General features: G+C 70.5%; 21 protein-coding genes. 8 read left to right on the top strand and 13 right to left on the bottom strand.

The features are described 5' to 3' along the window. The first annotated feature begins 68 nt into the window (after positions 1-68). A complete protein-coding gene (locus ACOZ35_RS14620) occupies positions 69-911 on the top strand; it encodes a polyprenyl synthetase family protein (protein ID WP_424014245.1) in 843 nt (280 codons plus the stop codon). A gap of 36 nt (positions 912-947) precedes the next feature. Here the strand turns inward: ACOZ35_RS14620 and ACOZ35_RS14615 are convergent, their stop codons facing one another. The 6 genes from ACOZ35_RS14615 to ACOZ35_RS14590 form a co-directional block, all read right to left on the bottom strand. Beyond that, complete coding sequence (locus tag ACOZ35_RS14615; RefSeq protein WP_424014244.1) at positions 948-2,102, bottom strand: multicopper oxidase domain-containing protein; 1,155 nt, start codon at positions 2,100-2,102, stop codon at positions 948-950. Between the two features lie 174 nt (positions 2,103-2,276). Further along, complete coding sequence (locus ACOZ35_RS14610) at positions 2,277-3,347, bottom strand: ABC transporter ATP-binding protein (protein ID WP_424014243.1); 1,071 nt, start codon at positions 3,345-3,347, stop codon at positions 2,277-2,279. Further along, on the bottom strand, positions 3,344-4,624 hold the full coding sequence (locus ACOZ35_RS14605) for an ABC transporter ATP-binding protein (RefSeq protein WP_424014242.1): 1,281 nt from the start codon (positions 4,622-4,624) through the stop codon (positions 3,344-3,346). Before ACOZ35_RS14605 ends, ACOZ35_RS14610 begins: the two co-directional genes overlap by 4 nt. After that, on the bottom strand, positions 4,621-5,640 hold the full coding sequence (locus ACOZ35_RS14600; RefSeq protein ID WP_424014241.1) for an ABC transporter permease: 1,020 nt from the start codon (positions 5,638-5,640) through the stop codon (positions 4,621-4,623). The genes ACOZ35_RS14605 and ACOZ35_RS14600 overlap by 4 nt, the downstream gene beginning before the upstream one ends. Before the next feature lies 1 nt (position 5,641). Then, positions 5,642-6,634: an ABC transporter permease gene (locus ACOZ35_RS14595; RefSeq protein ID WP_424014240.1), complete on the bottom strand. Its 993-nt coding sequence runs from the start codon at positions 6,632-6,634 to the stop codon at positions 5,642-5,644. 36 nt (positions 6,635-6,670) lie between these two features. Beyond that, the gene (locus tag ACOZ35_RS14590) at positions 6,671-8,290 is read right to left on the bottom strand and encodes an ABC transporter substrate-binding protein (protein ID WP_424014239.1); all 1,620 of its coding nucleotides are present in this window, start codon (positions 8,288-8,290) and stop codon (positions 6,671-6,673) included. 194 nt (positions 8,291-8,484) lie between these two features. Between ACOZ35_RS14590 and ACOZ35_RS14585 the strand changes: the two genes are divergently transcribed. The 6 genes from ACOZ35_RS14585 to ACOZ35_RS14560 all read left to right on the top strand — a co-directional run bounded on the left by ACOZ35_RS14585 (position 8,485) and on the right by ACOZ35_RS14560 (position 14,830). Further along, positions 8,485-8,940, top strand: coding sequence for a DUF7529 family protein (locus ACOZ35_RS14585; protein WP_424014238.1), 456 nt, complete (start codon positions 8,485-8,487; stop codon positions 8,938-8,940). A gap of 106 nt (positions 8,941-9,046) precedes the next feature. After that, entirely contained in the window at positions 9,047-9,760 is a 714-nt protein-coding gene (locus tag ACOZ35_RS14580; RefSeq protein ID WP_424014237.1) for a phosphoribosyltransferase family protein, read from the top strand. 126 nt (positions 9,761-9,886) lie between these two features. Continuing rightward, complete coding sequence (locus ACOZ35_RS14575; RefSeq protein WP_424014236.1) at positions 9,887-11,266, top strand: NCS2 family permease; 1,380 nt, start codon at positions 9,887-9,889, stop codon at positions 11,264-11,266. 430 nt (positions 11,267-11,696) lie between these two features. Next, complete coding sequence (locus ACOZ35_RS14570; protein ID WP_424014235.1) at positions 11,697-13,208, top strand: glycerate kinase type-2 family protein; 1,512 nt, start codon at positions 11,697-11,699, stop codon at positions 13,206-13,208. 20 nt (positions 13,209-13,228) lie between these two features. Then, a complete protein-coding gene (locus ACOZ35_RS14565) occupies positions 13,229-14,287 on the top strand; it encodes an ornithine cyclodeaminase family protein (RefSeq protein ID WP_424014234.1) in 1,059 nt (352 codons plus the stop codon). Between the two features lie 48 nt (positions 14,288-14,335). After that, positions 14,336-14,830, top strand: coding sequence for a dihydrofolate reductase (locus ACOZ35_RS14560; RefSeq protein ID WP_424014233.1), 495 nt, complete (start codon positions 14,336-14,338; stop codon positions 14,828-14,830). 54 nt (positions 14,831-14,884) lie between these two features. Here ACOZ35_RS14560 and ACOZ35_RS14555 read toward each other — a convergent pair whose 3' ends face one another. The 7 genes from ACOZ35_RS14555 to gatB all read right to left on the bottom strand — a co-directional run bounded on the left by ACOZ35_RS14555 (position 14,885) and on the right by gatB (position 22,233). After that, positions 14,885-17,437 (bottom strand): methyl-accepting chemotaxis protein, encoded by a 2,553-nt coding sequence (locus ACOZ35_RS14555; protein ID WP_424014232.1) that lies wholly within the window; start codon positions 17,435-17,437, stop codon positions 14,885-14,887. A 135-nt stretch (positions 17,438-17,572) separates the two neighbouring features. Beyond that, positions 17,573-18,358: an SAM-dependent methyltransferase gene (locus tag ACOZ35_RS14550; RefSeq protein WP_424014231.1), complete on the bottom strand. Its 786-nt coding sequence runs from the start codon at positions 18,356-18,358 to the stop codon at positions 17,573-17,575. A 154-nt stretch (positions 18,359-18,512) separates the two neighbouring features. Next, the gene (locus ACOZ35_RS14545; protein ID WP_424014230.1) at positions 18,513-19,001 is read right to left on the bottom strand and encodes a hypothetical protein; all 489 of its coding nucleotides are present in this window, start codon (positions 18,999-19,001) and stop codon (positions 18,513-18,515) included. Positions 19,002-19,078: 77 nt separating this feature from the next. Beyond that, the gene (locus ACOZ35_RS14540) at positions 19,079-19,558 is read right to left on the bottom strand and encodes a GNAT family N-acetyltransferase (protein WP_424014229.1); all 480 of its coding nucleotides are present in this window, start codon (positions 19,556-19,558) and stop codon (positions 19,079-19,081) included. Next, positions 19,555-19,773 carry a ubiquitin-like small modifier protein SAMP2 gene (gene samp2 / locus ACOZ35_RS14535; RefSeq protein ID WP_424014228.1) on the bottom strand — a complete coding sequence of 73 codons (219 nt, stop codon included), beginning with the start codon at positions 19,771-19,773 and terminating at the stop codon, positions 19,555-19,557. Before samp2 ends, ACOZ35_RS14540 begins: the two co-directional genes overlap by 4 nt. A 43-nt stretch (positions 19,774-19,816) precedes the next feature. Further along, the gene (locus ACOZ35_RS14530) at positions 19,817-20,137 is read right to left on the bottom strand and encodes a hypothetical protein (protein WP_007994864.1); all 321 of its coding nucleotides are present in this window, start codon (positions 20,135-20,137) and stop codon (positions 19,817-19,819) included. 608 nt (positions 20,138-20,745) lie between these two features. Further along, positions 20,746-22,233 (bottom strand): Asp-tRNA(Asn)/Glu-tRNA(Gln) amidotransferase subunit GatB, encoded by a 1,488-nt coding sequence (gatB, locus tag ACOZ35_RS14525; protein WP_424014227.1) that lies wholly within the window; start codon positions 22,231-22,233, stop codon positions 20,746-20,748. 289 nt (positions 22,234-22,522) lie between these two features. Here gatB and ACOZ35_RS14520 point away from each other — a divergent pair, with 289 nt between their 5' ends. After that, positions 22,523-25,915, top strand: a complete 3,393-nt coding sequence (locus ACOZ35_RS14520; RefSeq protein ID WP_424014226.1) for a PAS domain-containing protein — start codon at positions 22,523-22,525, stop codon at positions 25,913-25,915. The last annotated feature ends 3 nt before the right edge of the window (positions 25,916-25,918 follow it).

The raw sequence follows: 25,918 nt of genomic DNA, 5'->3' as shown, positions 1-25,918 counted from the left end.
TCGTCCGAATCCGGCGTTCGGAGGGCGTTCCGTTAGGCCTTTGCGCGCCGGGGCCCTCCGGACGGTAGATGGAGTACCTGGAGCGTCGGGTCGGGCTGGTCGAAGACCGGATCGAGTCGGTCATCGACGACGTCGAGCCCGAGGAGCTGTCCGACGACGTCGGCCACGTCGTCCTCGCGGGCGGCAAGCGCGTCCGGCCCGCGGTGACCGTCCTCGCCTGCGAGGCGTTCGACGGCGACCCCGAGGCGGCGGTCGACTTCGCGGCCGGCATCGAGTTCGTCCACAACGCCTCGCTCGTGATCGACGACATCATCGACCGCTCGGAGGTCCGCCGCGGCACCGCCGCCGCGTGGGCGGAGTTCGGCTACGGCCCGGCGATCATCGCCAGCGACGGCCTGCTCGGCGAGGCGTTCGCGCTGTTCTCCGCCGAGCCGCGCGCGATGCGCACCGTCGCCGAGGCGATGGTCGAACTCGGCGAGGGCGAGGCGACCGAACTCGCCGCGCGACCGACCAACGAGGAGGAGTACATGGAGCTGGCGCGCCGGAAGACGGGCGCGCTGTTCCGCGCCGCCGCCGAGCTGGGCGCGGTCGCGGGCGGCGCGGATCCCCACGCGATCGACTCATTCGGCGAGTACGCCGAGCGCGTCGGCGTCGCCTTCCAGATGCGCGACGACGTGTTAGACGCCACCGCCGACGCCGACGACCTCGGCAAGCCGACCGGGCAGGACGCGGAGATGGACCGCCCCTCGGTCCTCCAGGTCACGTCGCTGTCGCCCGAGGAGATCAACGAGCGCGCCCGTGCGGAGTCGGACCGTGCGCTCGCCGCCCTCGACGACGCGAACCCCCCGGAGACCGAGGCGATCGAGTACCTCCGCGACCTCGCGGAGTTCGTCGTCGTGCGCGAGCGGTAACGGAGAAGAAATCTTGCGGTCGGTGTTACTCGGGGCTTAGAGCTCGTAGCCCGCCTTGTCCATGAGGTCCGCGAACACGTCCGAACCCATCGCCTGCTCGTAGACGATGGCGGTGAGCATCCCGCCGGGGTAGACGCCGCCGTTCCGGACGTGGTCGACCTTGTGGCAGTGGATCGGGTAGATGCCGGGGTCGGCGTCCGCCTCGAACTCGACGGTGTACCGCTCCGCGGGCGCGACGTTCACCACGTCCTCCGGGAGTTGCATCACCTCGGGGTACTCGGCGCCGTCCTTCTCGACCGTGCGGAACCGGTGGTTGTGCGTGTGCATCGGGTGCGACATGAACCCGGCGTTGACCAGGTGCAGCCGCACCGTGTCGCCCTCGCTGACGACGACCGGCGAGCCGTGGTCGGGGTTGAACGTGTACGGCGCGACCCGCCCGTTGATCGTGAACGCATCGGGCCGGCGGTTCTGGAGGTCGTACGTCGCGTCCTCGCCGCCGTACGACCGAGAGAGCCGCGTGTCCCAGTCCTTCAGCGTCATGAACTGCTCGACGTCGGCCTCCTCGTACCCCTCGGGGTCGATGCGGAGGATCCCGTACATTCCCATGTCCATGTGCATCGGGGTGTTGAAGTGACAGTGGTAGAGGTGGGTGCCGGGCACGTCCGCGCCGATCTCGTAGGTGTGCTTCTCGCCGGGCATCACCGTGATCCCGGTCGTCGACGGGACGCCGTCGTCCTTCCACGACTTCGAGACGCCGTGGAAGTGGAGCGTGTGGGGCATCTCCGCGTCGGTGTTGTCGAGCGTGATCGACAGGTCGTCGCCCTCAGTCGCCCGGAGGACCGGCCCGGGCACGCTCGGCGTGCCGTCGTCGGCCTGGAACGCCCACGTCACCGGCATCTCGACCGGCCCGCCCAGCGAGCTCCCGGGGTGGGCCGCGTGGCGGGCGTGGACCGAGCGCAGCGTCACCTCACGGCCGCGCTCGTCGAGGTCGACGACCTCCGGCGACCCGGTCTCGGGGAGCGTGGGCTCCTCGTCGTCGGTCTGTGCGGCGTCCGCGCCGTCGCCGGCCGCCGCGGTGGTCGCCGCGTCGCTCAGACAGCCCGCCAGCCCGGCGACCCCCGAGAGGCCAGCAGCCTGGAGGATCGATCGTCGCGCGAACCCGCCGTCGGAACCGGAGTCACTGTGCGTCATGTCTCAAGCGATGCGACGGTGACGAATAACCGGGGCGCGGCTTCCCGTCTCGAGATACGACTAACGAACTGGTTCGGTGCGTAGTATATAAAAGAATCAGCGGTCGCGGAGGCCGTCGCCGCGACGAGAACGCGCGGTCGCCCGGGGACGCGCTCTAGTCGCCCCCGGAGGCGCTCAGTCGTCCGCCGGTTCGCCGGTGTCGGCCGCTCCCTCGGCCGCCTCGTTCTGGCCGATCGGCTCGCTGTCCCAGTACGCGTGGTCGTCGTCCGCCCGGAAGCAGGCGGCGGTCCGGCCGTCGCCGACGTCGTATCCCGGCGGCGCCGACTCCCGGCAGGCCGCGCGGGCCGCCGGACAGCGCGTGTGGAACCGACAGCCCGCCGGCGGGTTCCGCGGCGAAGGCACGTCGCCGTGGAGCGTGGTGAACTCCTCATCGCGCGCCTCCGTGCTCGCCCGCGGGACGCTCGATAACAGCGCCTTCGTGTACGGGTGCGCTGGGTCGTCGAAGATCTCCTCGACCGGGCCGATCTCGACGATCTCGCCGAGGTACATCACCGCGACGCGGTCGCAGACGTGCCGGACCACGCCGAGGTTGTGCGCGATGAAGAGGAACGTGAGCCCGAAGTCGTCTTGGAGGTCTTCGAGCAGGTTCAGGATCTGCGCCTGGACGCTCACGTCGAGCGCCGACACCGGCTCGTCGAGGACGACGAAGTCGGGGTCCAAGGCGAGCGCCCGCGCGATCCCGATCCGCTGGCGCTGGCCCCCGGAGAACTCGTGCGGGTACCGGTCGATCTGGTCGGCGGAGAGGCCGACGCGCTCGAGCAGGTCCCGGGCCGTCTCCCGGCGCTGGCCCTTGTCGGCGATGTCGTGGATCCGGAGCCCCTCCGTGATGATGTCGCCGGTGGTCATCCGCGGGTCGAGACTGGAGAACGGGTCCTGGAACACGATCTGCGCGCGCCGCCGGAACTGGTTCAGCTCCGCGTCGGTCATCCCGCGGACGTCCGTCCCGTCGAAGGTGATCTCGCCCGCGGTGGGCTCGCGCAGCCGTAACACCGTCTCGCCGGTCGTCGACTTCCCGCAGCCGGACTCGCCGACGAGCCCGAGCGTCTCGCCCTCCCGCACGTCGAAGGAGACGCCGTCGACCGCCTTCACGCTCTCCGACTCCTGGCCGAGCAGGCGGTCGACGAGCGACGGGTCGTCCGCGTAGTACTTCTTCAGCCCCTCGACGGAGAGCAGCGGGTCGCTCATTCGTCGTCACCTCCGTCGGTCGCGGCCGTCGCCCCGTCGTCGGGATCGGCGGCCTCGCCGGCCCCGCCGAAGTAGTCGTCCGGGAGCGCGTCCGCTGGGTCGTACTCGCGGGACGCGAGGACGCACTTGGCGCCGTGGTCAGCGTCGGCGTCGACAGTTGCCTCGGGCGGCTTGTCGAGGCACGCGTCCATCGCCTTCGGACACCGGTCCGCGAAGTAACACCGGTCGCCCATCTCGGCGTCGATCAGGCTCGGGACGTTGCCCGTGATCGGTTCGAGCCGCGCCCGCGGGTCGTCCACGTCGGGGATCGAGCCGAGCAGCCCCTGCGTGTACGGGTGGACCGTGTCCTCGAACACCGAGTCGAGCGTGCCGCGCTCGACGACCTCGCCCGCGTACATCACGCAGACGCGGTCGCACATCTCGGCGATGACGCCCAAGTCGTGGGTGATGAGCACGATGCTCATCCCGCGGTCGGCCTGGATCTCCTTCAGCAGGTTCAGGATCTGCGCCTGGATCGTCACGTCGAGCGCGGTCGTCGGCTCGTCGGCGATCAGCACGTCGGGCTCGCCGGCGAGCGCCTGCGCGATCATCGCGCGCTGGAGCATCCCGCCGGAGAACTGACCGGGGTACTCGTCGACGCGCTCCTCGGGGTCGGGGATCCCGACCTGCCCGAGCAGTTCGACGGCCCGCTCCATACTCTCCTCGCTGGTGTAGTCGCGGCCGGGAACGATTCCGTCGAGGAGGTACTTGCCGAGCCCGTACCCCTGCGTCCGCGAGCGCGTCGAGCGCGGGTTCGCCCGCGCCCGACGCTGCACCTCGACCGCCTCGGCGATCTGCTCGCCGACCGTGATCGAGGGGTTGAAGCTGCTCATCGGGTCCTGGAAGATGACGCTGAAGGAGGGGCCGCGCAGCGAGCGCCGGACGCGCGGCGGCACGGTCCGGAGGTCGACGTGGTCGCCGTCGACCCGCACGGCGTCGTTCCCGCGGAACTCCTCGGCGAGGTCGGGGTCGCGGTACCACACCTCGCCGGCGGTGATCCGGCCGGGCGTCTCGACGAGGTCGACGAGCGACAGCGCGGTCACCGACTTGCCGGAGCCGGACTCGCCGACGACGCCGAGGATCTCGTCTTCCCGGAGGTCGAACGACACCGACTCCACCGCGTTGATCTGCCCCTCCTCGGTGAAGAACCGGGTCGAGAGATCGCGGACCGACAGCACGTCGTCCGGTCCGGGCGTTCCGGTCGGGGTGGCGTCGCCGGTCCCGAAGGCGTCGCTCATGCGGCACCCCCTTCGCCCTCGATTCCGGGGTCTAAGGCGTCACGCAGCCAGTCGCCGAGCAGGTTGATCCCGATCACCGACAGCATGATCGCGAGCCCGGGGATGGAGGCGATCCACCACTGGCCGGAGGAGACGTAGTCGCGCCCCTGCGCGATGTCGAAGCCCCACGACAGCGTCGTCCCGGAGAACCCGAGGAACGACAGCGAGCTCTCCAAGAGGATGATCGCCGCCACCTGCACCGTCCCGAGGACGATGATCGGCGTGATCGCGTTCGGGAGGACGTGCCGGAGGATGATCGTGTTGTCGTCGGCGCCGAGCGCGCGCGACGCCTTCACGTACTCTTGGCCGCGCAAGGAGAGCGCCTCTCCGCGGGCGACCCGGGCGAACCACACCCAGTTGACAAGGCCGACGACGATCACCACCGTTATCGGCAACACGAAGCTCTCCGGCATCTCCGGCGCGAGCCCGGCGACGACGAACGGGTCAGGGATGTCCACCGCCGCCCGCCCCCATAGCCCGATTAACGCGACCGCCAACACGAGCGAGGGGAACGCGAGGCTCACGTCCGCGATCCGCATCAGCGCGTCGTCGACGCGCCCGCGGTGGTAGCCGGCGAGTAAGCCGACCGGAACGCCGATCGACGCCGCTAGCAGCGTGCCGAGCACGCCGACGACGAGCGACGTGCGAGCGCCGTACACCACCCGTGAGAACATGTCGCGGCCGAGCCCGTCGGTGCCGAACACGTGGTCGGGGTCGGCTGTGATCTCGACCTCCTCGGTGACCGTCTGGATCTCGCCGTCGACCATCTGGGAGGAGGTCCGCTCCGACGTCTCCGAGAAGCCGATCGGCGGCAGCTCGCTCTGGTCGAGCTGCTGGTCGGTGGGGTTGTGGGGCGCGATGAAGGGGGCGAACACGGCAGTCAAGGCGATGATGACCACCAGCGCCAGCCCGAGCTTCGCGAGCCCGCTCTGTCTGAACTCCTTTTTGAGATTTCGAATGACACGTGAAGAAACCATGTTAGTCGTTCACCACCTCGGGGTCGAGGTAGGCGTACACCACGTCGACGAGGATGTTGACGAGGACGAAGCTCGTCCCGATGACGATGAGACTGCCCTGAAGCGTCGGCCAGTCCCGGTCGTTGATGCTGTCGATGACGAGCGATCCGAGCCCCGGCCACGAGAACACCGCCTCCGTGATGACGGCGCCGCCGATCAGCGTTCCGAGCTGGAGGCCGAGGACGGTGATCACCGGGATGAGCGTGTTCCGGAGCGCGTGTTTGTACCGGATCAGGGTCCGCGGGAGCCCCTTGGCCCGGGCGGCCTGGACGTAGCCCTTGCTGAGCTCGTCGAGCATTCCGGACCGCGTCAGCCGGGTGATGAGCGCCATGAAGTATGTTCCTAAGGCGATCGCCGGCAGCGTGATGTACGCGAGCCACGTCAAAAGCGTCCCGAGCACCGGCTCCGGCCCGACGAGCGAGAGCGCGACGTCGCCGACGTCGACCCCGCGGCCGCTGGTGTTGAAGATGTTGAACTCCACGGCGAAGACCAGGATGAGCATGATCCCGAGCCAGAAGTTCGGCGTGGAGATGCCGCCGAGCGACAGCAGCGTCGCGCCGTAGTCGACCGGCTCGTTGCGGCGAGTCGCGCTGATCACGCCCAGCGGAATCGCGAGAACGATGGCGACGACGCTGGCGGCGACCGCCAGTTCGATCGTCGCGGGGAGACGGCCGAACACGAGCGTCACGACGTCCTGTCCCTTGATGTACGAGAACCCCATATCGCCGCGAAGGAGGTCGAAGATGTACTGGCCGTACTGGACGTACAGCGGCTGGTCGAGCCCCAGCTCGGCGGCGATCGCCTGCCGCGTCTCTTGGGAGGCGTCGAGCGGCGCGACCGCGTTGATCGGGCTACCGGGCGTGACGAACCGGAGCGCGAACACGACCGTGACGACGCCCCAGACGACGCCGATTCCTTGGAGGCTTCTTTTGAGTGCGAATCTTCCGAGTGACATTAATAACGGTGTAAAGCGGTAGCGGTAGGGGTCGCGTTACTGTTGCGTGGCGGTGTCCGGGTCGATGAACTCGTCGGCCCGCGGCTCCCAAGAGATGTCGTCCGAGACGCCGTAGACGCTGAACTGCTGGTGCATGAACACCCACGGCGCGAGGTCGTGGGCGAGCTGGTTCGCCTCCTGGAGGATGTCGACGCGCTCGTCGGGATCGCGGGTCGACTCCGCCTCTTCGAGGAGCCCGTCGAGCTCGTCGTTTTTCAAGATCGTGAGCGCACCCTCGGAGGAGAGCAGCGGCGTCAGCGTCTGGCTCCCGTCGAACTCGGCGTTCCCCCACCCGAGGAGGTTGAAGTGCGGGCGGTCCTCGATGTTCGGCGCGGTGACGTCCTGAACGAGCGAGGAGAACTCGCGCTGTTGGACCTCACAGGAGACGTTCGACAACGAGTCGATCTGGCTGGCCGCCGCCTGCGCGATCTCGACGTCGCGGAGGTAGCGCCCGATCGGCGTCTCCAAGGTGATCTCGACGCCGGCGTGTCCCGACTCCTCGACGAGCCGCTCGGCCTCGTCAGGGTCGTACGGGTACGGGTCGATGTCGGGGTTGTAGCCGACGTGGCCCTCCAGCGTCGGCTGTCCGGTGATGTTGCCGAAGCCGTTGAGCACGTTCTCGATGATGCTCTCGACGTCGACCGCGTGGTTCATCGCCTGCCGGAACTCCTGGCTGGAGAACGGCTCCACGTCGTAGCGCATCTGGAGGAAGATGATCCGCGCGCTCGCCACGGAGTTGATCGACGCGACGTCGGACCCCTCCACCCGGGAGACCTCGTTCGGCGGGACGTTCGTCACGATGTCCGTCTCCTCGGCGAGCAGCTGGTTGACCCGCGTACTCGACTCGCTGGAGGCGCTCATCCGGAGCTCGTCGACCTCGGGCGCGCCGTCCCAGTAGTCCTCGAACGGCTCGTACAGCACCTCGTTGCCCGAGTCGTACTCGGAGAGGCGGAACGGCCCCGTCCCGTTTGCGTTCCGGTTGATGTAGTCGCCGCCGTTCTCCTCGACCCACGACTGCTGCATGATGTCGCCATTCGTCGCGAACAGCTGGAACGCGATCGGGTTGTACCCCTCGAAGGAGACCGTCACCTGTCCGTCGCCGGTCGTCACCTCGTCTATCACGCCGAGGTCGTTGGACTGCGGGCTGACGATGCCGACATCCTCGAAGACGATCCGGCGGATGCTGTACCGAACGTCTTCCGGCGTGACCTCGTCGCCGTTGTGGAAGGTGAGCCCGTCGCGCAGCATGAACCGGACGCTGCCGTCGTCGGTGCGCTCCCACTCGTTCGCGAGGCCGGCGATGATGCCGCCCTCCTTGTCGCGGTCGAGCAGGCCCTCGTACAGCTGCCCAGTGATGATCTCGGTGTTCGTCTCGGCGTGGTCCTGCGGGTCGAGCCCAGAGTCCATCTGGCCCATGGTGACGCCGACCTCGAAGGCGTCGTCGCCCCCGTCAGAGCCGTCCGACCCATCGGAGCCGTCCGACCCGTCGCTCCCGTCAGAGCCGTCACCGCCGTCGCCGCCGTTTCCGGAACAGCCCGCGAGTCCGACCGCACCGGCCGTTCCCGCGTACTTGAGCACCGTCCGCCTGTCGACGTGATCGTCGTTGTCAGTAGGCATAGGCGATACCAAACCATAGAGCGTTATGAACCTACCGGCAGAGACCGCTCCTTCCGGGGGCTGCTAGCGATCCGCTGACAGTAGGGGCCCGTCGAATCGGGGCAGTCGAATCGGTTCGTGAGCGCGGAACAGGCGGGGACTCGGGCGAGGGGAAACCGACGCCTATGTAGGGACGCCGGCGGTAGGCGAACCGTATGGACGCACCCGATCCCGGACCGCGGTGGGACGCGGTCGAGGAAGACGCGGAGTCGACGGCGGCGGCGTACCGAGAGCGCGGCTGGACCGCGATCGCCGGGCATCCCGGCCAGGTGAACCCGGTCGCGGACGCCGCGCGGATCGACGTGCTGTTGCCCGGGTCGGAGTTCGATGCGGCGCTTTCCGCGGTCGACGACGCCGCGATCGACGGCGTCGACGTGTACGCCGGCGCCGCCGACGGGGTCGCGTACCGGCTGGTGGTCGCGACCGACGAGGCGGCGCAGGTGGCGCTGTGCGTGCCGACGTACCTCGAGAGCGACGACCTCGCCTCGCTGCGCGCGGCCGCCGAGGCAACGGGGGCGCTCACCGTGCGGCTGCGCCCCCTCGACGACCGCGACCACGTCGAGATCGCGATCGACGAGCCCGCCGTCTTCTTCGACGCGCCCGAGGCGTGAGGAGGTCGCTGAGGACTGGGCCCCGCCAGTCGAGCAGCACGCTCGTGCGTATCGATACCACGATTTACTTCGACGTATTCATAGTTGTGCGATCGCGATCATCCGTATGAACCGCGCAGAGAAGGCGGCCCTCCAGCTACAGGCGGTCGCCGTGTTGCGGATGCTGAAGGAGACGCGAACGTACGAGGAGCTGTCCGAGGTGACCGGGCTGCCCGCGGGCGACTTGAACCGATACGTGAACGGCCACGTCCTGCCCGGCACCGGCCGTGCGAGCGAGGTCGTCGAGTCGGTCGGGCGCGAGGCGCTCGCCGACGAGCTGGTCGCGCGCGTCGAGTTCGACGACGAGGGGTACGTCGACAACTCCGGCGTCGTCTTCGACCAGTCGTTCCTCGACCTCGTCGCGCCGGTCGCGGCGGAGACGTTCGAGTTCGAGTCGCCGGACGTGGTCCTGACGGCCGCGACCGACGGGATCACGCTCGGGGCGGCGATGGCCTCCTTCTTCGACGCGCGCCTGGCGTACGCGAAGAAGTCGAAGGAGACCGCGGTCGAGGAGTTCATCGAGTCGCGCCAGCGGCTCGCCTCCGGCATCGAGCTCACCTACTACCTCCCCGCGAGCGCGATCGACGCCGGCGACACCGTCCTCGTCGTCGACGACCTGATCCGCTCGGGCGAGACCCAGGAGCTCCTCTTGGACATCGCGCTCCAGGGCGACGCCGACGTCACCGGCGTGTTCGCGCTCATCGCGGTCGGCGACGAGGGGATGGACCGCGCGCGAGCGATCACCGACGCGCCGGTCGGGGCGCTGACGACGTTCGAGTAGCCACGTTCACGCATACTCTTCGAGAAAAAATCGCCGTAGCGGGTTTTTTGATCCACAGTAGTGGATCACATCTCGGCACGTTCAGCAAGGCTTATCACCCGATCCGCGGGAACCTCCACCCGTTCAATGGGGCTCTCAGACACGCTGGCCGCGCGGTTCGACGTGGAGGCGCACGGGTCGGACGTCCGCACCGAACTGATCGCCGGGCTCACGACGTTCCTCGCGATGTCGTACATCATCGTCGTGAACCCCGCCATCCTCTCGGAGGCGGTTCAGATCGAGGGGTACGGGCAAGGCGAGGTGTTCCAGATGATCGCCATCGCGACGATCCTCTCGGCGGCGATCGCGACGGTCGTGATGGCGCTGTACGCGAACCGGCCGTTCGGGCTCGCGCCCGGCCTCGGGCTCAACGCCTTCTTCGCGTACACGGTCGTGCTGGGGCTCGGCGTCCCGTGGCAGACGGCGCTGGCCGCGGTGTTCGTCGAGGGCGTCCTGTTCATGGTCCTGACCGCGGTCGGCGCGCGGGAGTACGTCATCCGGCTGTTCCCCGAGCCCGTGAAGCGCTCGGTCGGCGCCGGTATCGGGCTGTTCCTGCTGTTCATCGGCTTTCAGGAGCTACAGATCGTCGTCCCCGACGACGCGACGCTCGTCACGCTCGGCGGGATCTTCGGGAATCCGTGGGCAATCTTAGGGCTGCTCGGACTCGCGTTCACCTTCGGTCTCTGGGCGCGCGGGATCACGGGGTCGATCGTGATCGGCATCGTGACGACCTCGCTGGTCGGCTGGGGGCTCACCCTCGCCGGCGTCTTCGGGCGCGGCACGGTCACCCCGGAGTCGCTGCCGAGCGCGCAGTACGACATCACGCCGCTGGCAGGGGCGTTCGTCGACGGGCTCGGCCAGATCGACCCGCTCACGTTCGTCCTCGTCGTGTTCACGTTCTTCTTCGTCGACTTCTTCGACACCGCGGGGACGCTCATCGGCGTCTCGCAGTTCGGTGACTTCCTCGACGAGGACGGCGACCTCCCCGACATGGACAAGCCGCTGATGGCCGACGCGGTGGGGACGACCGCGGGCGCGGTCCTGGGTACCTCCACGGTGACGACGTACATCGAGTCGTCGACCGGCGTCGAGGAGGGCGGCCGCACCGGCCTCACCGCCCTCGTCGTCGCGCTCCTCTTCGTCGCGTCGCTCGTGGTGATCCCTGTCGTCGCGGCCATCCCGGCGTACGCCTCCTTCATCGCGCTGATCGTCGTCGGCGTGATGATGCTCCAAGGGCTCGTCGAGGTCGACTGGGAGGACCCCGCGTGGGCCGTCTCCGCCGGGCTCACCGTCACCGTGATGCCGTTCGCCTACTCCATCGCCGACGGGCTCGCGGCCGGCATCATCGCCTACCCGCTGATCAAGGTCGCGGTCGGCGAGTACGACGACGTCGCGCTCGGGCAGTACGTCATCGCTGCGCTGCTCGTCGTCTACTACGTGCTCCAGACGCGCGGCGTCATCCTCTAACGCGGTCGACGCGTCGCGACGGACGTTCCGGACACCATTTTCGACTTATAAATGTCCACGAGCGAGAGCGGCGGCTCTTATAAAAGGCAGATGCGGTGGCGCGTGCCGACGAGCGCCCGGAGGGCGCGAGTCGCACGCGCGAGGGAGTCGCTGGCTCCCGGAGCGAAGCGGAGGGTGCCAGCGACGAGGCTGGGGAGGTGTGAGGTGCTGTGCTGTGCGGGGCGGGGCTCAAAGGGGCAGCCGTGAGGGCGCAGTACGCTCGTTGCGCTCCTCGTCACTCGCTTCGCTCGTTCCTGCGGTGCTTACGTCGCCTACTGCGCCCTCACGGCTGGGGCTTTGGAGGTGTTCGCCGTCGATCCGGGTTCGACTATTTATAAGGCAGAACGCTCTTGAGCCGGCGGGACGCATCCCGACCGAGGCGACAGAAACAGTGACAGACCAGCCCGCCGACCCCTCCGTGACTGTTGCCGACCGCGAGCGACACGCGAGCAGCCCGGCCCGCGAACTCGCGCTCGACTGCGTCACGGCCGGGATCGAGGCCGCGCACCCGGAGCGAGTGGTCGCGGACGCGCTTTCGCTCGACGACAACGTCCTGACGGCCACCGCCGTCGACGGCACCTCGACGACCCGCGACCTCGCTACGTACGACCGCGTGCTGGTCGTCGGCGCGGGCAATGCGGCAGGCCACTTCGCGGCCGCGGTCGAGGGACTCCTCGGCGACCGGATCGACGACGGCGCGGTCGTCACCGACGACCCGGTCGAGACCGAGCGGATCGCGGTCCTCCCCGGCGACCACCCGACGCCGAGCGAGGCGGGCGTCGAGAGCGCCCGAGACGTGCGCGAGGTCGCGGCCGACGCTGGCGAGTCCGATCTCGTGCTCGGCCTGATCACCGGCGGCGGGAGCGCGCTGCTGGCCGCGCCCGCGAGCGAAATCGGCCTCGACGACCTCCGCGAGACGACCGAGTCGCTGCTGGCGAGCGGCGCGACCATCTCGGAGATTAACGCGGTCCGGAAACACCTCTCGGCGGTGAAGGGCGGACGGCTCGCGCGGGCGGCCGCCCCCGCCGACGTCCTCGGCCTCGCAGTCAGCGACGTGACCGGTGACGACCCGGCCGTGATCGCGAGCGGGCCCCTCTCGCCCGATCCGACGACCTACGCGGACGCGCTCGGCGTCCTCGACCGATACGGAATCGACGCGCCGGCGGCCGTGACCGACCGGCTCGAACGCGGCGCCGCGGGCGAGCTCGCGGAGACACCGAATCCGGGCGATCCGGCGTTCGACGGGGTCGATTTTCGGGTCGTCGCGAGCGCGCGCACGGCCCTGAATGCGGCCCGAGATGTCGCCGCGGCGCGGGGGTACGAGCCGCTCGTGCTCTCCTCGCGGGTGCGCGGCGAGGCGCGGGAGGCGGCGAAGACGCACGCGGCGGTCGCCGAGGAGTGCCGGGCGGCCGGCGAGCCGGTCGAACCGCCCGCGGTCCTCCTCTCGGCCGGCGAGGTGACGGTGACGCTCGGGGAGAATCCCGGGAAGGGCGGGCCGAACCAAGAGTTCGCGCTGTCGGCGGCGCTCGAACTCGGCTCCGGAGGCGGCGCTGCGGGAGCGAGCGAAGGCGTCGCCGTCGCGAGCGTCGACACCGACGGGATCGACGGCGCCACGGACGCGGCGGGGGCGCTGGTCGACGACCGCCTCGTCGGGGACGGCGCCGACGGCGCCGATGGTGGCGACAGAGACGAGCCGCTGGACCGCGAGACGGCCGCGGACGCGCTCGACGCGCACGACGCGTACCCGGTCCTCGACGGAGCGGGCGCGCTGCTCCGGACCGGGGCGACGGGGACGAACGTCAACGACCTGCGCGCGGTCGTGGTCGCCGAACACGACGCCCCCTCCGGCGAGCGCGGCGCCCGTTCGGAGGGCCCCGGCGCGTCTTCGGAAGACACTAAGTAGCGGCTGGCAAATTCTGCGGCATGCAGACGCTGCTCCTCAACGCGGACGACGTCGACGAGAACGCCGAGATGGACCGCGTGATCGACGCGGTCCGCGGCGCGTTCACGGCCTACGAGCGCGGCGACGCCAAGATGCCGGCGAAGTCGTACATCGATCTCCCCGAGTACAACGGCGACTTCCGGTCGATGCCCGCCTACCTCGACGTGCGCGAGGAGGACGTCGCCGAGGAGACCGAGACCGGCGACGGATGGGACGCCGCCGGGATCAAGTGGGTCAACGTCCACACCGACAACCCCGCCGACCACGACCTCCCGACCGTGATGGGGACGATGATCTACTCCGACCCCGAGACGGCGTTCCCGCTGGCGGTCCTCGACGGCACGACGCTGACGATGAAGCGCACCGGCGCCGCCGCCGCGGTCGCGACCGACCACCTCGCGGTCCCCGACGCGAGTTCGCTGGGGATCGTCGGCGCCGGCGTCCAGTCGTACACGCAGCTCGAAGCGATCGCGGCGGTACGGGACATCGAGGAGGTCGTAATCAGCGACCTCGACGAGGAGCGCGTCGCCGACTTCGTCGACGCCTTCGAAGACCGGTTCGACGTGCGCGCGGGCTCGATCGCCGAGGCCGGCCACTGCGACGTACTCTCGACGGTGACGCCGGTCGAGACCCCGATCGTCGGCCCCGAGGACGTGGGCGAGCACACCCATATCAACGCGATGGGCGCGGACGCCGAGGGGAAACACGAGCTCGCGGACGACCTCCTCTTGGACGCCACCGTCGTCATCGACGACCACGAGCAGTGCACCCACTCCGGCGAGATCAACGTCCCCTACGCCGCGGGGACGCTCACCGACGACGACATCTACGGCGAGATCGGCGAGATCGTCGTCGGCCGCCGCGCCGGCCGCCCCGGCACGCCGGGCACCCCGGCTGACGCCGACGGCGTGCGCGGCGTCAGCGTCTTCGACTCGACCGGCCTCGCGATCCAGGACGTGGCGGCCGCGCGCGTCGTCTACGAACGCGCCGATGAGCTGGACAACGGCTACCCGTTCGACCTGCTCGGCCTCGACAACTAAGGAACGGCCGACGCGCGGATTTTTCACCGCCGCTCCCCTACTTGGACCGTGAAACTCGTCAGCGTCGCCGCCGTGGCGGAGAACCGCGTGATCGGGAGAGACGGCGAGGTGCCGTGGCCCCACATCGAGGCGGACGTCAGGCAGTACCGCGAGCGCGTTGCGGGGTCGCCGGTAATCTTGGGCCGCCGCACGTTCGACTCGATGCGCGGCGACCTCCCCGGGAGCCGCCAGATCGTCGTGAGCCGGAGCGTCGACGCCGTCGACGTCCCGACCGCGACGGTCGCGAACGGCGACGAGGAGGCGATCGAGCTGGCCCGCGAGGCCGCAAGCGAGGTCGGGGGCGACACCGTCTACGTCCTCGGCGGCGGCGGGATCTACGAGCTGTTCCAGCCCCACCTCGACGGGATGGCTCTCAGCCACGTCGACGGCGCCTACGAGGGCGACACGCGGTACCCCGAGTGGGACGAGAGCGAGTGGGAAATCGCAGAAGAGACGGAATACGACCGGTTCACGCTGCGCGAGTGGGTGCGTCGGGAGCGCTGATCCGGGCCGGGATTCCGACCGCTACCGACGGCTCCCCCGTATCGGCAACGACGCCTACGACCGGTCGGCGCGCTCCTCGGCGTACCGTTCGAGCTGGAGGGCCGTGCTGTCCGCGAGCCGTTCGACCGCGGACTCGACGCCGTGTTCGCGGGCGTCGACGGAGGCCTCGGCGACGAGCGTCCGGACCGTATCGAACGGGCCGATCCGGGCGCCGGTCGTGGCGACCGCGTCCTCGGCGTCGAGCAGCTGGTTCATCGCGGTGCGGTAGCCGGGGTTCTCGTCGAACCACCCGTCGCGGTCGAGTCGGTCGACCGCGCCCTCGTGGACCGGGAAGTAGCCGGTCTCGCGGTGCCAGCGCGCCTGTCGCTCCGGCGCCGCGAGCCAGCCGAGGAACGCCGCGGCCGCGCGCTGCTCGGCCGGCGACGCGCCGTCCGCGACCCACAGCGACCCGCCGCCGACGACGACGCCGTGCCGCTCGTCGGCGACCGGGAAGTAGCCGACGCCGACCGGGAAGGAGGCGCCCTCGCGCACGCCGACCATCGAGGAGGTGGAGCCGATCAGCATCCCGGCGCGCCCCTCGTGGAACGCCTCGCGGGCCTGGCCGCGGGCCTCGATGCCGGGGTCGTGGTAGAGGCCGTCGGCGGCCATGTCGGCGATCCACCGGTAGACCCGCTCGCCGACCGGCCCGTCGAACCGGCTCTCGGTCGGCGTGCCGCCCCGCCCGTTGTCGGCGTCGACGAGCGGCTCGCCGGCCTCGGCGAACCACTGCTCGACGAACCACGAGTACGTCGCGAACGTGATCCCCGTCTCCGTCGCGCCGCTGTCGACGAGCCGCTCGGCGCAGCGCCGGACCTCCTCGAACGTCTCCGGCGGGTCGTCGGGGTCCAACCCGGCGCGCTCGAACGCCGCGCGGTCGTAGTACAGCACGGGCGTCGACGCGTTGAACGGCATCGAGTGGAGGACCCCGTCGGTCCGGTAGTAGTTGGCGACGGGGTCGAGCAGGTCGTCGGGGGAGAAACCGGCGGCCGCGGCGTCGGTTGTCCCGACTCCGCCAGCGTCCGCGTCGAGGAGGCGCTCGACCGGTGTGAACGCCCCGCTGTCGAGCGCGCGCTGGGTGCCGATCTCGTAGAGGTGAGCGATTGCGGGCGGGTCGCCCCGCTCCGCCGCCGCGAGCGTCGCCTCGAACACGCCGCGGTAGCTCCCCTTCGAGGAGGGGCGGACCGCGATCCCGTCCGTCTCGGCCGCGAACTCGGCGGCGAACTCGGCGAGGAGCCGCGCCTTGCGGCCGCCGAACGCGTGCCAGAAGTCGAGGACGACCGCGTCGTCGGCCGCGGCGCCGTCCGCGTCGTAGGCGTCGAGCGCGTCGTCGAGGGTGCCGGTCCGGTCCGAGAGCGTCGACGCCCCGGCGGCCACCTCCGCCAGCGACGTCTTCTGCGCGTGCGCAACGGCGGTGGCGTCGCCCGCGTCCGCGGCCGTCTCCTCGGCGAGGTCGCCGACCGACTCGACCGCGTCGACCACCGCCTCGATCGAGGTCGCCTGGTCGTCGGTGGCGTCGCGGATCTCCTCGACGCCGCTCGTCGTCTCCTCGACGTCGGCGGCGAGGTCGGTGAACGCCTCCAGCGCCTCCTCGGCGGTGGTTATTCCCTCGTCGGCGCGCTCGCGCATCTCGGACATCTCGTCGACGGTCGCGTCCGTCTCCGCGCGCACCGACCGGATCGACGACTCGATCTCGCTGGTCGCGTCCCGCGCCTCCTCCGCGAGGCTCTTGACCTCCTCGGCGACCACCTCGAAGCCGGCGCCGGCCTCGCCCGCGCGGGCCGCCTCGATCGAGGCGTTGAGCGCGAGGATGTTCGTCTCGTCGGCGATGTCCTGGATCAAGTCGGTGACGTCCTCGATCGCCGCGACCTCCGATTCCAGCGTCTCGACCCGGTCGAGGGCCTCCTCGGTCCGCTCGTCGACGACGCGCAGCTCCTCGATCGCAGCGCTCGCAGCGTCGGTCCCCTCGTCGGTCCGCTCGGCGACGCCGGCCGCGGTCTCGGCCACCTCGTCCGCGGAGGCGGCGACCTCCTCGGTGGCGGCCGAGACGGTCTGGAGCTCGCTCGTCGCGGCCGCGATATCGTCGCGCTGGCGGGTCGCGGCCGCCTCGATGTCGTCGACCGCGGCGTACACCTCGTCGCTCTGGTCTTTCGCGCGGTCGACGTTCGACCGGACGTGCTCGGTCGCGCCCGCGACCTCGTCGCCGAAGCCGTCGACGGCGGACACGGTCTCCGCGACCCCGTCGACGAACTCGTTGAGCGTCGCCGCCAGCGCCGCCGCCTCGCCGTCCGCGTCCGCGGCCGGGAACCGCGCCCCGAGGTCGCCGTCGGCGAGCCGCTCCGCGACCTCGCGGAACGCGGAGACCGGAATCTCGTCTTCGGCGCCCGAACCGGGAGCGGCCGCCTCGCCGGACGCGACCCCGCCGTCGGTGGTCGCGTCCGCGTCCCTCGATGCCGTCGAGCGGTCCCCGTCCCTCGATGCCGTCGAGCGGTCCCCGCCCCTCGGTGCCGTCGAACGGTCTCCATCGGCGGAGCCGCGCTCGGACCGGGGTCTCGCGTCGTCACTGTTCATTCGTCGTCACTCGCCCGCGGGGGTATATAAGACTCAGAGTCGAATTATCTCGGCTGATAGCGACCGCGAAGCCGTTCGGATCCCGGCAGAGGAAACGAGAGATCGACCGACCGCGGCGGCGCAGTTCGACGCGGTCTACTCGTCCGGCCCGTCTCCGACGACGGGCTCCGCGAAGCCGAACCGGGGCTTGACGTCGGTGACCTCGACCGTCAGCGTCTCGCCGACGTCGCCGTCGACGAACAGCGTGTACCCCTCGACGTAGGCGATGCCGTCGCCCTCGTCGCCCTCCTCCTCGATAGTCACCTCGACGCGGTCGCCCTCGGCGACCGGCGACGTCGTGTACCCCTTCGCGACGAGGTACACCTCCGAGGAGGAGTCCCGCGAGGCGGGCGGCGAGACGGTCCGGACGTACTGGAACGAGTCCGCCACGTCGTCGCGGAAGGCGTCGAGGTCCTGCCCCTGGAACACCTTCACGACGAAGTCGCCGCCGGGCGCGAGCAGCTCCTCGGCGGTGTCGAGCGCCTGCCGCGCGAGGTGGACCGACCGCGCGTGATCGAGAGAGTACTCGCCGGTCATGTTCGGCGCCATGTCCGAGAGAACGACGTCGGCGCCGCCCTCGTCGACCGCCTCCCGCAGGTAGTGGCGGGTGCGCTCCTCGGTCATGTCGCCGCGGAGCGTCTCGATGTCGTGGTCGTCGAGCTCCTCGATGCGCTGGAGGTCGACGCCGACGACGGTGCCGCTTTCGCCGACTTCCTCGGCGGCGACCTGAAGCCACCCGCCGGGCGCGGCGCCGAGGTCGACCACGGTGTCGCCGGGGCCGAGGAGGTCCGCCTCCTCGTCGAGCTGTTTCAGCTTGTAGGCGGACCGGGCGCGGTACCCCTGTTGTTTGGACCGGTTGTAGTAGTCGTCTTTGCCGCTCATATCTCGATCACCGCGGGGGAGGAAGTCGCCGAAATCGAGGGCGAAGTAGCGCTCATACCCGTAACGACGGGGGCGACCCGGAAATGAACGTCGAATCCGCGGTGGCCGGGGCGCTCTCAGCGGTCCGGTTCGCCGGGAGGCCGGCGGCGGGCGGCTACTCGCGTCCGGGTCGCAGCCACGCCGCGAGCCGGCCGGTTCGGGACGCGACCGCGGCGAGGAGTCCCCGTCCGTCGCTCGTCGCCGACGCCGCGGCGCTCGTTTCGGACGAGCGGTCGGGATCCCGTTGGGCCGCGACGATCGACTCGTAGTTGTCGATCACCTGCTGGCGCTGGCGCTCCTTCCACTCGACCTCCGCTTCGAGCGCTTCGACCTCCGCTTCGAGCGCGGCCACCTCCTCCGTGAGCGCGCGAACCCGCTCGGCCGGCAGGTCACGGTCGGACGGCAGGTCGGGATCGACCGCAGATAGATCGCGGTCGGCCGCGAGGGCGTCGTCACGGACGCGTCGGTCGCCGCCGAGCCGACCGCCGGCGTCCGAGCGGGCACCCGCGGACGCGGTCGGTCGGAGCTGGGAACCGTCGATCGAGTCCACCGCTTCGACGTCGATACTACCGGAGTCGAGGGAACCGGACGCTGAGGGCATCATCTATGGGAGATATGTGTACACATACCACACTCAAAAAGCTCAGTCAGCCACGAGTCGGACGCGCCGCTTGCGATCGGTCACGGCGACTCGCGGCCGCCCACCGACAGTTTCCCGTCGAGGCGATCCGGGCTCCTGTCCGCGGCGTCGCTCGCCTCTCTCTCCGGGCGGATCGTGAACCCGAGTCCCTCGTAGAACGCCCGCAGATCGGCGTCGAACGTCGCGGTGACAGCGTCGACCGCGGGGTCCGACTCCGCGCGGTCGACCGCGGCCGCGACGAGCGCGGAGCCGATTCCCCGGCCGCGACGTGCGCGCCTGACCGCGACGGCGTCGACGTGGAGGCGGTCGGCGTCGGGGCGCACGGCGACCAGCGCGCCGACGACACCGCCGGTTCGCGTCGAGCGCGCGACGAGGGCGTCGCCGGCCGCGATCCGGTCGTCGACGGCGTCCGCGTCGGTCTCCAGCATCGCGGCGTCGAGGATTCGGAGGACATCGAGGCGGTCGTCGGGGGTCGCGGGGTCGATAGTCGCGTCCGCGGGCGGGTCGGAACGTCGGGTCACGCGCCGCCGTCCGTCGCGCCGCCCTTTATTAATCGGAGGACCCGCACCACCTCGGCGTCGACGACGCGGTCGCCCGGGACCGGCGAGCCGTCGACCAGCGCCGACGCCTCCTGCGGGTGGTAGCCCGCGGCGCGGATCAGGTCGTCGTACGTCGCGTCGGCGGCGAGGCTGTGCTCTTCGGTCCCCTCGCCGACGACCTCGACGGTCACGTCCATGGACGCCGTAGCGGGCGGGCAGGCGTCAATCGCACGGTTCGGGTCACCGCGTCGTCGACGGCGGTTCGCGGACGTTCCACTTCCAGAGGAACCACGCGACGGGGGCGGCGATCAAGAGCGTTGCCAACAGGTCGGGCCGGGGGACCACGCCGGTCGACGCGTCGACGGTGAGGAGCCTCGTCGCGGCCGCCGCGACGATGAGGACCCGGGACGCGTCGCGGGCGAGTTCGGCCTCGCGCTCGGGCGGGAGGCCGCCGTCGTAGCCGGCGATCAGGCCGACCTTCCCGCGGACGCGGATCTCCCACGCGAGCAGGAAGAGCAGGGCGGCCGGGACGGCAGACAGGAGGGTGGAAGCGAGGGCCATAGCGGGTCTACGTCGCGCGATCGGAATAAAAATCGGCAGGTCGTTGAGGTTGGTGAATCGGATCAGCCAAGCGACGTCGCTGGCGGCTGTTTATAAACGAACAACGACGCTACGACGAACACCGCCAAAGCCCCAGCCGCTTACTTATAAATAGTCGAATCCGGACCGGCGGCGAACACCTCCAAAGCCCCAGCCGCGAGGACTCGCGCGGCTCGCTGCGGTCCTCGTCGCTCACTCCGTTCGCTCCTGCGGTCCTTGCGTCGCCGTGCTTCGTCCTCGCGGCTGCCCCTTTGAGTCCCGCCCCGCACAGCACCACCGGAAGACGGTCGCCTCGCTTCGCTCGGCGCTGCGTCTTCCGTACTCCCGCTCGCTCCCTCCGGTCGCTCGCGGGACCGCAGCCTCACGCCTCCCCAGCCTCGTCGCTGGCGCCGACGGCGCCAGCGACTCCCTCGCGCGTGCGACTCGCGCCCTGAGGGCGCTTGTCGGCACGCGCCGACCGCGTCGTCACTTATAAGCTAGCGTCGCCGCCGCTCACGCATATTTACGTATCGTATCGCCACCGCAGATCCAATTTGTCCGCTGCCGAAACCGCTCGACGGCAGACCCTCTCAGCCGTCCAGTTGTTCGCGGAGCAGGCCGTTCACCTGGCCGGGGTCGGCGCTGCCGCCGGTCGCCTGCATCACCTGGCCGACGAGGAAGTTGATCGCGCCCTCGTCGCCGTCGTGGTAGTCGCTCACGGCGTCGGGGTTCTCGTCGATGGCGGCCGCGACCGCGGCCTCGACCTCGCCGCTCTCGGCTTTCCCGAGGTCCTCGCGCTCGATGACAGTCTCGGGGTCGTCGCCCTCGTCGAGCATCTCGCGCAGGACTATCTCCTCGGCGTTCTTCGTCGTCAGCTCGTCGGCGGCGACGAGCTCGATCAGGCGCGTGAACTCGTCGAGCCGGCCTTCGACGTCAGTAATCTCCATCTCGCGGTAGTTGAGCTCGCCGAGGAGGTTGTCGGCGACCCACGTCGCGGCGAGGTCGGGGTCGAACTCGCTCGCCACGTCCTCGAAGAAGTCCGCGACCGCCTTCGTGGAAGTGAGCTTCGAGGCGGCCTCGCGGTCGAGCCCGTACTCCTCGCGGAAGCGCTCGCGGCGGGCGTCGGGGAGTTCCGGGATCGCGATCTGTTCCTTCCAGTCGGCCACCTCAAGCGCGGGGAGGTCGCCCTCGCGGAAGTAGCGGTAGTCCTTCTCGGCCTCCTTCGAGCGCATCCCGACGGTGACGCCGCGGTCCTCGTCCCAGTGCCGAGTCTCCTGTTCGATCTCGCGGCCGCGCCGGAGGACGTTCTCCTGGCGTGTGACCTCGTAGGCGAGCGCCTGCTCGGCGCCCTTATGGCTGGAGATGTTCTTCACCTCAGCGCGGTTCACCTCGCCCAGGGCCGCGTCGTCGATCGTCCCGTCGTCCGCGACGTGCTCTGCGGGGACCAGGGAGACGTTGGCGTCGACGCGCAGGCTCCCGTCGCGGCCGGGGTCGAAGACGCCGAGGTATTCGAGGACCTCCTCGAGTTTCGCGAGGAACGCCCGCGTCTCGGCCGGCGAGCGGAAGTCCGGCTCCGTGACGATCTCCATGAGGGGGGTGCCCGCGCGATTGTAGTTCACCAGCGTGTGGGTCGCCGACTCGATGGAGCCGCCGGCGTGCTGGAGGCTCCCGGGGTCCTCTTCGAGGTGCGCGCGGGTGATCCCGATCGTGCGCGGGTCGCCGTCGACGCGGACCTCCAGCTCGCCCGACTGGCAGATCGGCGCGTCGTACTGGGTGAGCTGGAAGTTCTTCGGGAGGTCGGGGTAGTAGTAGTTCTTCCGGTGGAACGTGGTGGTCTCGGGGATGTCGGCGTCGATCGCCTTCCCGATCTTCACGGCGGCCTCGACGGCGCCCTCGTTGAGGACGGGAAGCGCGCCCGGCAGCCCGAGGCAGGTCGGGCAGGTGCGCGTGTTCGGCTCCTCGTCGTCTCCGGGCTCCGTCGAGCAGCCGCAGAAGATCTTCGTGTCGGTCTCGAGCTGGACGTGGACCTCCAGCCCGATCACGACTGTCCGGTCCGCCGTCGCGGCCTGCGTGCTCATTACCGGTCCGTTGTGAGCGGGCCGCCTAAATCGTGTCGGGACGATCGCCGCCGAACGCGCGCCCCAGTCAAAATCCCCTTCCGAAAGTTCGGAAGCAACGATTATCAGGGGGCAGTCCGTAGCTTTTGCGATGAGCGAACCGATGATCTGTGGACGCACCGACCCGGACGGTGCGAACGGGCCCCGTCGGGCGCCCACCCGAGCGCGTGAGACGAGAGGGCTGCGGCGGGAATGACCGCCGCGGACCACCCTCGTCGCGGACGACCGTCGCGGACCCCCCTCCTCGCGGATGGCCGTTGAACCGACGCTTCACGTCGGAGCCCCGGTCGACGCCGCCTGGGGAGTGCTCCCCGAGGAGACGCGTATCCGCCGAGCGAGCGACGCCGCGAGCGACGGGGACGCGGATTCGGGCGCGGCCGGCGACCCGGACGTAGGCGACGACTCGGACGCGGCCGCCCCTCCAGAGCGCGTCGTCGTCAGGCTGCGCGACGACGAGGGGCTCGGCGACGGCGGGTCCGAGCCGAGCGGCGGCGCGTCCAAACCGAGCGGCGATAGCGCGTCCAAACCGAGCGGCGATAGCGCGTCCAAACCGAGCGGCGATAGCGCGTCCGAACCGGGCGGCGACGGCGCCGCGAACGCCGACCTCGGGGTCGGAGGCGACGCGGTCGCGCTCGGCCGTCTCGAGTCGGTCCGCGACCGCTACCCGGACGCGGATATGCTCGCCTACTCGGTGCGAGACCTCCCGGACGCCGCCATCGACGCGAGCCGGCTCGGGGTCGAGTACGTCTCCGGGCGGCGGCTCGCGGCCGACGGCGAGACGCTCGCGGACAGGCTGGCCGAGCGATCGGATGAGAAACGTACGCGAGGACGCGGCACCGACGAGGAGTCGGTCCTCGAACCGTTCATCCGGATCGTCTCGGACCGGGCCACCGACCTCGACGAGAAGCTCGACGCGCTGCTCGAACTGGGGCGCGACCGGCTCGGGCTGTCGATCGGCTACTCCTCGCGCATCGAGGACGACCGGCTCGAGATCCGGCAGTACAGCGACGGGACGGGGATGCTAGACGCGTTCCTCGAGAACAACCCCGACGCGGACCGGTCGATCCCGCTGGAGCTGACCTACTGCCAGCAGACGGTCCGCGGCGACGACGTGGTCGCGTTCACGGACCCCGAGGCCGCGGGGCTGGGCGACGACCCGGCCTACGAGCAGTTCGGGTTCGGCAGCTACGTCGGCGGCAGCGTCGTCGTCGACGACGCGGTGTTCGGGAGCCTCTGTTTCCTCGACCCGGAGCGCCGCGACCGGCCGTTCGACGAGTCGGAGCGGCTGTTCGTCGAGCTGCTCGCCGACTGGCTGGGCCGCGCGCTCGAGCGGGAGATCGCCCGCGAGGAGCGCGAGGCGGCGATCGAGCGGTTCGAGGAGACGCTCGAACGGGTCGACGACGCGTTCTTCGCGCTCGACGATGAGTGGCGGTTCACCTACGTCAACGAGCGGGCGGCGACGCTGCTCGAACGCGACCCGGAGGAGCTGCTCGGCGCGGACGTCTGGGCGGAGTTCCCGGCCGCGCTCGGTGAGGCGTACGAGCGGCACTACCGGCGGGCGATGGAGACGCAGGAGCCGGTCTCCTTCGAGGACCTCTACGAGCCGCTCGACCTGTGGGTCGAGGTGACCGCGTACCCCTCCGCGGACGGGCTCTCCGTCTTCTTCGCGGACGCCTCGGAGCGGAAGCGCCGCGAGCGGATCCTCGAACGGCTCCTCGGCACCGTCGAGCGGATCCAGCGCGCCGACGACAGGGAGGCGGTCGCGGACGGGCTGATCGAGGCCGCGGACGAGGTGCTCGGCCACGAGATCAGCGGCGTGCGGCTGTACGACCCCGAGACGGAGCGCCTCCGGCTGGTCGCCACGAGCGACGGGCTCGGCGAGCGGTTCGCGGACAGCCGCGGGCCGCGCCGCCCTGGCAACGGGTTCACCGGCGGGGTGTTCGAGTCGGGGGAGCCACGGGTGGAGGACGACCTCGCGGCGGTCGACGACGGGCGGTCGTACCACGGGATGCGCTCCGTCGCGGCGGTGCCGCTCGGCGAGCACGGGGCGTTCGTCGTCGGCGCCGTCGAGCCGAACGCCTTCGACGAGAGCGACGTCTCCGTCCTCGAACTGCTGGCGACGAACGCGGTCGCCGCGATGGACGCCGCCGACCGCCGCCGCCGGCTCCGCACCTACGAGGACGCCCTCAAGAACGTCGACGACATGGTGTGCGTGCTCGACGGCGACGGCGCCGTCACCTACGCCACCGCGCCGTTCCTCGCGTGGATCGGCGCCGACGACCTCGACGACGTCGCCGGGGATCCGCTCGACGCGCTCGTCGACGCGGCGGACGCACCTCGGGTCGCCGACGCGGTCTCTGCGCTCACCGGCCCGGCGACCGAGGCCGGCGGGGCGCCGGAGCCGACCCGGACGGTGGACCTGACCGCCGACCGCGACGGCGAGCGCCGGCCGCGACACGGCGAACTGCGGCTGTCGCGGCTCTCCGACCACGGCGCCGGCGTTGTCGGGTCGCTGTCGGACACGACCGACCTCCGCCGGACGCGGACCGAGCTGTCCGCCGAGCGCGACCGCTTCCGGCGGCTCTTCGACCGGATCCCGGACCCGGTGATAGAGGTCGTCCTCGAACCGGAGGAGACGATCATCGACGGGGCCAACCCAGCGTTCGAGACGCAGTTCGGCGCCGACGAGGCGACGCTTCGCGGTCGGACGATCGACGCGTTGGACATCCACGAAGACCGGCTCGGCGACCGCGAGGAGCGCGGCGGGGTCGGGGCGGCCGACCTCGACGCGTTGGTCCGCGAACGCGGGTTCGCGACCGAGGAGATCCGTCGGCAGACCGTCGACGGGCCGCGCGAGTTCCTCTTCCGCGGGTTCAGCTACGAGACCGAGGGGACCCGCCGGGCGTTCGGCATCTACACCGACATCACCGACCGGAAGCGCCGCGAGCGCTACGTGCGGATCGTCAACCGGATCCTCAGGCACAACCTGCGCAACGAGCTGAACGTCGTGTTCGGCTTCGCCGGCGAGATCGCCGACCGGACCGACGACGAGCGGATCCGCGAGTTCGCAGAGCGGATCGAGGCCACGGGCAAGCGACTGAGCGGCGTCGCCGAGGGGGCCGCCACCCTCCGGCGGGTCGTCGAGGAGGGGTACGCGACCGACCCCGAGCCGATCGACGTGGGCGCGGTCGTCGAGGAGATCGTCAGCCGCCACGCGGCCGACCGTCCCGACGCGCGGATCACCGCCGACGTGCCGGCGGGGATCGCGGTACGCGGCGACGACCGCCTCTCGATCGCGGTCGACCACCTCGTGGAGAACGCCGTCGAACACGGCGGGGACGCCCCGCGCGTCGCGGTGACGGCCGAGCGCGACCCGGGCGCCGGGGTCGTGGCGGTGCGCGTCGCCGACGACGGCCCGGGGATCCCGACCGCGGTCCAGGAGGTGATCACCGGTGACCGCGAGGTGACGCAACTGCGGCACAACACCGGCGTCGGGCTGTGGATCGCGGCCTGGGTCGTGGAGGCGTACGGCGGCGAGATCCGGTTCGACGCCGGGATCGACGGTGGGGGGACCACCGTGGCGCTCGTCCTCCCGGCGACGGAGAGCGGCGGGTCGGAGTTCAACGGCGCGGCGGAGCGGTAGCCG

It is taken from the genome of Halorubrum xinjiangense, assembly GCF_049604745.1.
GTDB classification, from domain to species: Archaea; Halobacteriota; Halobacteria; order Halobacteriales; family Haloferacaceae; genus Halorubrum; species Halorubrum xinjiangense_A.
Note: the sequence above shows the minus strand (reverse complement) of the source record. Positions and strands in the feature narration are given on the sequence as shown.

Bases quoted from the DNA above. Each gene is read 5' to 3' on its own strand.
- ACOZ35_RS14620 (WP_424014245.1), top strand. From the start codon at position 69: ATGGAGTACCTGGAGCGTCGGGTCGGGCTGGTCGAAGACCGGATCGAG.
- ACOZ35_RS14615 (WP_424014244.1), bottom strand. From the start codon at position 2,102: ATGACGCACAGTGACTCCGGTTCCGACGGCGGGTTCGCGCGACGATCG.
- ACOZ35_RS14610 (WP_424014243.1), bottom strand. From the start codon at position 3,347: ATGAGCGACCCGCTGCTCTCCGTCGAGGGGCTGAAGAAGTACTACGCG.
- ACOZ35_RS14605 (WP_424014242.1), bottom strand. From the start codon at position 4,624: ATGAGCGACGCCTTCGGGACCGGCGACGCCACCCCGACCGGAACGCCC.
- ACOZ35_RS14600 (WP_424014241.1), bottom strand. From the start codon at position 5,640: ATGGTTTCTTCACGTGTCATTCGAAATCTCAAAAAGGAGTTCAGACAG.
- ACOZ35_RS14595 (WP_424014240.1), bottom strand. From the start codon at position 6,634: ATGTCACTCGGAAGATTCGCACTCAAAAGAAGCCTCCAAGGAATCGGC.
- ACOZ35_RS14590 (WP_424014239.1), bottom strand. From the start codon at position 8,290: ATGCCTACTGACAACGACGATCACGTCGACAGGCGGACGGTGCTCAAG.
- ACOZ35_RS14585 (WP_424014238.1), top strand. From the start codon at position 8,485: ATGGACGCACCCGATCCCGGACCGCGGTGGGACGCGGTCGAGGAAGAC.
- ACOZ35_RS14580 (WP_424014237.1), top strand. From the start codon at position 9,047: ATGAACCGCGCAGAGAAGGCGGCCCTCCAGCTACAGGCGGTCGCCGTG.
- ACOZ35_RS14575 (WP_424014236.1), top strand. From the start codon at position 9,887: ATGGGGCTCTCAGACACGCTGGCCGCGCGGTTCGACGTGGAGGCGCAC.
- ACOZ35_RS14565 (WP_424014234.1), top strand. From the start codon at position 13,229: ATGCAGACGCTGCTCCTCAACGCGGACGACGTCGACGAGAACGCCGAG.
- ACOZ35_RS14555 (WP_424014232.1), bottom strand. From the start codon at position 17,437: ATGAACAGTGACGACGCGAGACCCCGGTCCGAGCGCGGCTCCGCCGAT.
- ACOZ35_RS14550 (WP_424014231.1), bottom strand. From the start codon at position 18,358: ATGAGCGGCAAAGACGACTACTACAACCGGTCCAAACAACAGGGGTAC.
- ACOZ35_RS14545 (WP_424014230.1), bottom strand. From the start codon at position 19,001: ATGATGCCCTCAGCGTCCGGTTCCCTCGACTCCGGTAGTATCGACGTC.
- samp2 (WP_424014228.1), bottom strand. From the start codon at position 19,773: ATGGACGTGACCGTCGAGGTCGTCGGCGAGGGGACCGAAGAGCACAGC.
- ACOZ35_RS14530 (WP_007994864.1), bottom strand. From the start codon at position 20,137: ATGGCCCTCGCTTCCACCCTCCTGTCTGCCGTCCCGGCCGCCCTGCTC.
- gatB (WP_424014227.1), bottom strand. From the start codon at position 22,233: ATGAGCACGCAGGCCGCGACGGCGGACCGGACAGTCGTGATCGGGCTG.
- ACOZ35_RS14520 (WP_424014226.1), top strand. From the start codon at position 22,523: ATGGCCGTTGAACCGACGCTTCACGTCGGAGCCCCGGTCGACGCCGCC.